Source organism: Microbacterium testaceum (genome assembly GCF_006539145.1).
In the GTDB taxonomy this organism is placed as follows: Bacteria; Actinomycetota; Actinomycetes; order Actinomycetales; family Microbacteriaceae; genus Microbacterium; species Microbacterium testaceum.
The window spans coordinates 845204-851801 of record NZ_BJML01000001.1 but is presented as its reverse complement, the minus strand read 5'-3'; the positions used below and the strand labels follow the sequence as shown (position 1 = coordinate 851801).

4 protein-coding genes are annotated in these 6598 nt (G+C 70.6%); 1 reads left to right on the top strand and 3 read right to left on the bottom strand.

Annotated elements, in window-relative coordinates; translation table 11 throughout:
• Positions 1–366: 366 nt before the first annotated feature.
• Both MTE01_RS16950 and rpsA read right to left on the bottom strand, forming a co-directional pair.
• Complete coding sequence (locus tag MTE01_RS16950; RefSeq protein WP_170210603.1) at positions 367–540, bottom strand: hypothetical protein; 174 nt, start codon at positions 538–540, stop codon at positions 367–369.
• 105 nt (positions 541–645) lie between these two features.
• Positions 646–2100: a 30S ribosomal protein S1 gene (gene rpsA / locus MTE01_RS04160; RefSeq protein WP_056227982.1), complete on the bottom strand. Its 1455-nt coding sequence runs from the start codon at positions 2098–2100 to the stop codon at positions 646–648.
• 543 nt (positions 2101–2643) lie between these two features.
• Between rpsA and MTE01_RS04155 the strand changes: the two genes are divergently transcribed.
• Entirely contained in the window at positions 2644–3564 is a 921-nt protein-coding gene (locus tag MTE01_RS04155) for an aggregation-promoting factor C-terminal-like domain-containing protein (protein WP_103210832.1), read from the top strand.
• A 4-nt stretch (positions 3565–3568) separates the two neighbouring features.
• Here MTE01_RS04155 and MTE01_RS17210 read toward each other — a convergent pair whose 3' ends face one another.
• On the bottom strand, positions 3569–6583 hold the full coding sequence (locus MTE01_RS17210) for a DEAD/DEAH box helicase family protein (RefSeq protein ID WP_218026317.1): 3015 nt from the start codon (positions 6581–6583) through the stop codon (positions 3569–3571).
• Positions 6584–6598: the final 15 nt, after the last annotated feature.

Below are 6598 nucleotides of genomic sequence, written 5' to 3'. Positions count from 1 at the left end.
GATCTCCCGACCTACCCGTGAGGCAGTTCACTACCTATTCGATCATTCGAACCTTGTGGTTCTCACCATGGGACCTATGAAAGATCAGCGTCGTGAGACCCGGTCGAAGACCAGAACCAAAACCATACACCGAAACGATGAGGTCTTGGGTGGTTCGCCACTTGAGACGATGCGGGGCCTTCCGGCCTCTCCGCTCTCCCCTGTGGGGCGAACAAGTAATAAGTTACGCGGGAACGACCGACCCGTCGAATCCAGGCACATCTCGGGCGTGTCGCCGGACCGCACACGCGGAAACACACGGAAGCGCGGACGGCCCGGCACGACCTTCGAGGTCGTCCGGGCCGAGTGACGGGAACGGTATGACGGTCAGGCGACGAGTGTCCACGTCGACGGCGAGGTCATGGCATCCGTGTGTCCCCCGGTGAACTCGATCCCGCCGAAGAACATCGCTCCGATGACCAGAGCGAAGACGAACGCGATCGACAGGAAGAGCACGGCCACGCCGGCAAGGGTGATCAGAAGCGGAAGTCGAGAAGCCATGCCTTCATCCTGCCCTGCTTGACCACCTGCCCACCAGGGCTTGCGCCCGGAAACGACCGAAGGCCGGCACCTCCGAGGAGGTACCGGCCTTCGATGCGGGACGGATCAGCGACCGGAGAGCTTCTCGCGAAGCGCAGCCAGCGACTCGTCGTCGGCGAGGGTGCCCTGGGCGGGCGTCTCGGACGAGAACGATCCACCGAACGAACCAGCGTCCGTCGGGTTGGCGGCCTCGGCCTCGAGGGCCTTGGCGACGGCAGCCTTGTGGGCTTCCCAGCGACCCTGAGCAGCGGCGTACTCCTGCTCCCAGGCCTCGCGCTGAGTGTCGAAGCCCTCGAGCCACGCACCCGACTCGGGGTCGAAGCCCTCGGGGTACTTGTACTCGCCACGCTCGTCGTACTCGGTGGCCATGCCGTACAGCGCCGGGTCGAACTCGGTGCCGTTGGGGTCGACCGACTCGTTGGCCTGCTTGAGCGACAGCGAGATGCGGCGACGCTCGAGGTCGATGTCGATGATCTTGACGAAGACCTCTTCGCCGACCGACACGACCTGCTCGGCGAGCTCGACGTGCTTGCCCGACAGCTCGGAGATGTGCACGAGGCCCTCGATGCCGTCGGCCACGCGGACGAACGCACCGAAGGGAACGAGCTTGGTGACCTTGCCCGGAGCGATCTGGCCGATCGCGTGGGTACGGGCGAACACCTGCCACGGGTCTTCCTGCGTCGCCTTGAGCGAGAGCGACACGCGCTCGCGGTCGAGGTCGACCTCGAGGATCTCGACGGTGACCTCCTGGCCCACCTCGACGACCTCGGAGGCGTGCTCGATGTGCTTCCAGGAGAGCTCGGAGACGTGGACGAGACCGTCGACGCCGCCCAGGTCGACGAACGCACCGAAGTTGACGATCGACGAGACCGTGCCCTTGCGGACCTGGCCCTTGTGGAGGTTGTTGAGGAACGTGGTGCGCGACTCGGACTGCGTCTGCTCGAGCAGGGCGCGGCGCGACAGCACGACGTTGTTGCGGTTCTTGTCGAGCTCGAGGATCTTGGCCTCGATCTCCTGGCCGAGGTACGGCGTGAGGTCGCGGACGCGGCGCAGCTCGATGAGCGAGGCCGGGAGGAAGCCGCGGAGGCCGATGTCGACGATGAGACCACCCTTGACGACCTCGATCACGGAACCGGTGACAACACCGTCGTTCTCCTTGATCTTCTCGACGTCGCCCCACGCACGCTCGTACTGAGCGCGCTTCTTGGACAGGATGAGGCGGCCTTCCTTGTCCTCCTTCTGGAGAACGAGGGCCTCGACGTGGTCGCCGACGTTGACGACCTCGTTGGGGTCGACGTCGTGCTTGATCGAGAGCTCGCGGGAGGGGATGACACCCTCGGTCTTGTAACCGACGTCGAGGAGGACCTCGTCGCGGTCGATCTTCACCACGGTGCCTTCGATGAGGTCGCCGTCGTTGAAGAACTTGAGCGTCTTCTCGACCGCGGCCAGGAAGTCTTCGGCCGAGCCGATGTCGTTGATCGCGACCTGCTTGGTAGCCGGGGCGGTCGTTGCGGTAGTCATGTAGTGGGTTGTCCTAGTTGGGTGTGGTGTCGGGCTCCGACTCCTGTACCCGTCGGTCCAGGACCGGGGGCCGTCGGGCTGGGGCCGCCCGAGGGCGAACTCCAACCACGAGTCGAAGCGAAGCGGATTGTTTGTGCGATGCCACGGGCTCGCCAGATAGGCAGAACCCAGGTGTGACACCTCAGTCTAACGCACCGGGCCTCCCGCGCAGTCCCGGGTGGCGCGCATCCCGCGGTCGAGCCGTCACACGACGACGCGGGCCGGGCAGCGCGCACGGAGACGGAGGGCTGGACAGGGCGATCACGCGTGCGCGCGATTCGCCCCGGATCGGCGTTTTTGTTCCGGTGTTCTGAGGCGGTCCGCCCAGGTGGCGTCCAGAAACACGTGCCAGGCTCCCCGTCTTGTGCCCGCTGACGCGGGTCGGACGGTGACACCCGCACCGTCCTCCCCTCACGTGAAACCGGTTCTATGCGCTCTGACTCGACGTCCTTTTCCAATCGTCGTGACCGCCGCCTCGCCGCCCGCCGCACTCGTCGTCGCCCCGTGACGACAGTGGGAGCGCTCGTGCTCGGCGTGGTCGCGGCCTCGGCCCTCACCGGCACCGCGCCGTCCGCCACCGCCTCTCCCGCCGACCTGTCGACCGCGACGTTCTCGCTCGCCTCCTCGATCACGCCCACGGTGCTCGCGGCCTCCCCCGGCCCCGAGAAGACCGAGGCCCGCGCGGCGGAGACCGCCGCGTCGAGCTCGATCCAGGCCGTCGCCACCGTGCAGAGCGACATCGCGGCATCCGGGCTCGACATCGGCCAGCCCGCCACGGTCGACACGACCGCGCTGCAGCAGGCCGCCGAGCGCCTGCAGGCGGCCTCGGTGCTGCCCGAGACGTTCCTGCCGGCGCTCTCGCACGACGTCTCCGCGGCCTCCGCCGCGGTCGATCAGCGCGTCGCCGAGCTGCGCGGGGGTCTCGACGCCGCCGTCGCCAAGAAGGCGGAAGAAGAGGCGGCCGAGAAGGCGCGCCAGGAAGCAGAGGCTGCTGCCGCCGCGAAGGCCGCCGCCGACAAGGCCGCCGCCGAGAAGCAGGCATCGTCGTCGTCCTCGTCGAACTCCGGCGGTGGAGGGTCTTCGGCCCCCATCCCGACCGGAGGCGGTTCGGGAGACAACAGCCCCGCCGGCGCCCAGGCCGCCGCGCGCGACATGCTCGCCAGCCGCGGCTGGGGCGACGACCAGATGTCGTGCCTCGTCTCGCTGTGGAACAAGGAGTCGGGCTGGAACTACAAGGCCTACAACTCCGGCAGCGGCGCCTACGGCATTCCGCAGGCCCTCCCCGGCAGCAAGATGTCGTCCGCCGGTGCCGACTGGCAGACCAACGCCGCCACCCAGGTGTCGTGGGGCCTGGGGTACATCTCGGGCCGCTACGGCACGCCGTGCGGCGCGTGGGGTCACTCGCAGTCGACCGGCTGGTACTGAGCCCTCAGCTCCATCGCATCATCGAGCGCGCCGCTCCGGAGAACCCTCCGGTGCGGCGCGCTTCTGCGAGTAGCGAGAGGTTCTCGGGGCCGTTGAGCTCGTGCAGGACGGCCGGACCCACGTGCACCTGCCACGCGCCGTGGAAGCGGAGAGCGTCCGCCCGACGACGACCGATCTCGGCCGGCACGGCGACGAACTGCCGGGGCCGGGAGCGTCCCACGCGATCGAGGACACCGCGCACCCACCACGGCCCTCCGCCGCGGTCGACCTCCAGAACGAAGCGCGGCGTCCGGATAGGACCGCACAGCTCCTCCAGGGCGATCCCGAACGTCCTCTGATCGGCAAGGCTCGCGTCCGCCATCCGGATCTCGGCGCGGGTGCCATCGGCATCCCTCCGCTCTCGCTCCCAGACGGGCACCGCGAGCGGGGACCGGACGCGCCCACTCTCGGACAGCGCCGTCCACACCACACGCGCCATGTTCCGCAGCGTCGCCGCGGCATCCCGAGCCTGCCGACGCGTGCGACGCCACGCGGAGAACAGGGGCACGGCCATGACGGCACCGATCAGGATGCTGACTCCCCCCACCGCGACTCCCGCGACGGGTGGCAGGAAGAACGACAACGCGAGCATCGCCGCCGGCGCTCCCGCCGATACTCCGAGCCACCCGCCGAGGGCACGCTCGGCCCGCACCGACGTCGAGAAGACCGGCGTGCGGGCCGGGCGCTCGACCACCGCGGAGAGCTCCTCGCGATCGTCGTACGGGGAGCCGATGCGCCAGGCGGATCGCGTCTCGTCCCGCGGCGGAGCCGAGGTTAGGGCGTCGACACCCTCCAGCGACGCACCGCGGGCCTTCTCGAGCACCTCGTCGAGCGCGCGACGACGGTCGCGCCCCAGCGCCGCGGGCAGCCCGCGGACGATGCGTTCCGGGTGGTCGGCGTCGAGTCCCCACAGGCCGGCGTGCTTGCGACGGAGACGGGCGGCATCGGGTTGCGCGTCGAGGGGCGAGTCGGGCGGCAGCAGCGCCGAGACCGTCCAGTTGTGGGCGACCTTCTCGGGCCAGCTCGGATCGCGTCGCAGGGTACGGCCTCGCAACTGCTGCGTCGCTGACGCCGTCGCCACCGCCGTGAGGTCGATCAGAGTGTTCACCGCCGGGCAGTCCCAGCCTTCGCCGAACAGACCGCGCGTGCCCACGACCACCTCGAGCGAGCCGTCGGCGAGCAGCCGGGACACGGCGCCGACCACACCGGACCCCGTGGTCCCCCGCACCTCGAGGACGGCCGCATCGTCGGGGCACGGCTCTCCCGTCACCGGGACGCCGAGCTCGCGCGTGAGCGCCGGGAGCAGCGTCTCCGCGTGACGGACGGCGACGCGCACCGTCGAGGACGTGACGAGGATCGCGCGCAGCGCCGAGGTGACGGCATCCGTCGCCACGATCGAGAACGTCCGGACGGCGCCGGCCGAGCCCAGCAGCCCCCCGTGGACGTTGCCGTGGGTGACGTAATCGGTCACGACGAGGGCGCGGAGGCGGTCGCCGAGCTCGGTGCGCTCGCGGGCGAGGATGTCGCACGCTCCCCTGTCCTTCGAGAGGGAGGACGCGAGGACCGTGTCGATCGGATCGCGGGTGCGCCGCACCCCGCGGTCGGTCAGGGCGAAGCCGAAATCGGCGAGCAGGCGGCGCAGCCGGTGCCAATCGTCGACGCGCGCGGGGTCGGGGAGAACGCGGTCGAGGGCGTATCGACCCAGCAGGCGCAGCGTCTCGTCCGTCGTGGGCGCACGTCGTGCCACGGCGGGAAGACGCGCGGTGAGCGGGTCGCCGGGTGCGACGACGGAGAACATCGCCGCAGCGGCCTCGGCACCGGCGAAGTCGACGGCGAACGCCGCCGAGAGAGCGGCATCGACGGCGGCGTCGGGGTCGGACGACTCCGCGGCGGGCGGCGGGGGCTCGATCCCCGGACGCGCGTCCGCACTCGTCCCCGCGGGAGCGACCGGGTCCGGGGACGAGACGCCCTCGGCGGGCGGTTCGAGGGGGTCCTCGGAGGTGGAAGGGGTCGACGGCTGGAGCACCGCGCGGAGGAACTCCCTCCCGGCGCCCACCGCGAAGGTCGTCCGCAGCGCCTCCGCGAGGGCTTCGGCGTGCGCGGAGAGGAACGCCCGCTCCTCCGCCGTCGGTTCGACCACGTGGACGAGGTCGCGGTACGGCGCGAGATCCCCCTCTCGGACGACGGCCGGGACGGGAACCTCCAGATCGACCTCGCCCAGCAGCGAGACGTAGTTCTCGTACTCGTTCGCGTCATCGGGCGAGGGCAGGGTGGCGGTGAGCCCGATCACGAGCGGCTCCCGACCCGCCGCGCGCAGCCGCGCGACGAGCGCCGCGACCACCAGCGCCCAGTGATCCAGGAGGTGGTGGCACTCGTCGAGGACGACGGTCTCGACGCCTGCCCCGACCAGGCGCTCCAGCAGCTCGCGCGATCGCGGGTGGAGCGCGGCCGTGAGCGCGGTGGCATCCTGTCTCGCCAGCGTGCGACGCAGGGCGCGGGACCGAGAACGGATGCCACGGCCGTACGCCGCGGGATTGCTCTCGCTGAGCGCGTCTAGCCATCCCTCGGCCTGGTCGGGGGTGCGGTCGTCGGCGATCAGCTCCTCGGCCCAGCGGGCACGCGCCAGGGCCGCGAAGGGCTCGCCGGAGTCGACCACGCTGATCGCCTGGTACGTCAGGGCCGTGAGGTCGGCGGGGCGATCAGGGTCTTCCGACACGGCGGCGTCGTCATGCGCCAGCGCCCGGGCAGCCCCCACCCACTGCGCGCGGATCGCCGTCGTCGGCGCGAAGACCACGGTGCGGTGCCCCCTGCGCGAGGCGAGGAGGAGCCCGAGCAGAGTCTTCCCGGCACCCGGCGGGGCGACGAGGTGCAGCGGCTCCCCCGCGTCGACGTCGACACGGTCGAGCGCGGCGCGCTGGTAGGCCCGGAGCGTCCCGTCGAACCGCCACGCCGAAAGGGGACGGCTCGGTTCGGTCGACACCACGCCAGTCTAGAG

Excerpts from the sequence above, each read along its gene's own strand:
- MTE01_RS16950 (WP_170210603.1), bottom strand. The coding sequence starts at position 540 with ATGGCTTCTCGACTTCCGCTTCTGATCACCCTTGCCGGCGTGGCCGTG.
- rpsA (WP_056227982.1), bottom strand. The coding sequence starts at position 2,100 with ATGACTACCGCAACGACCGCCCCGGCTACCAAGCAGGTCGCGATCAAC.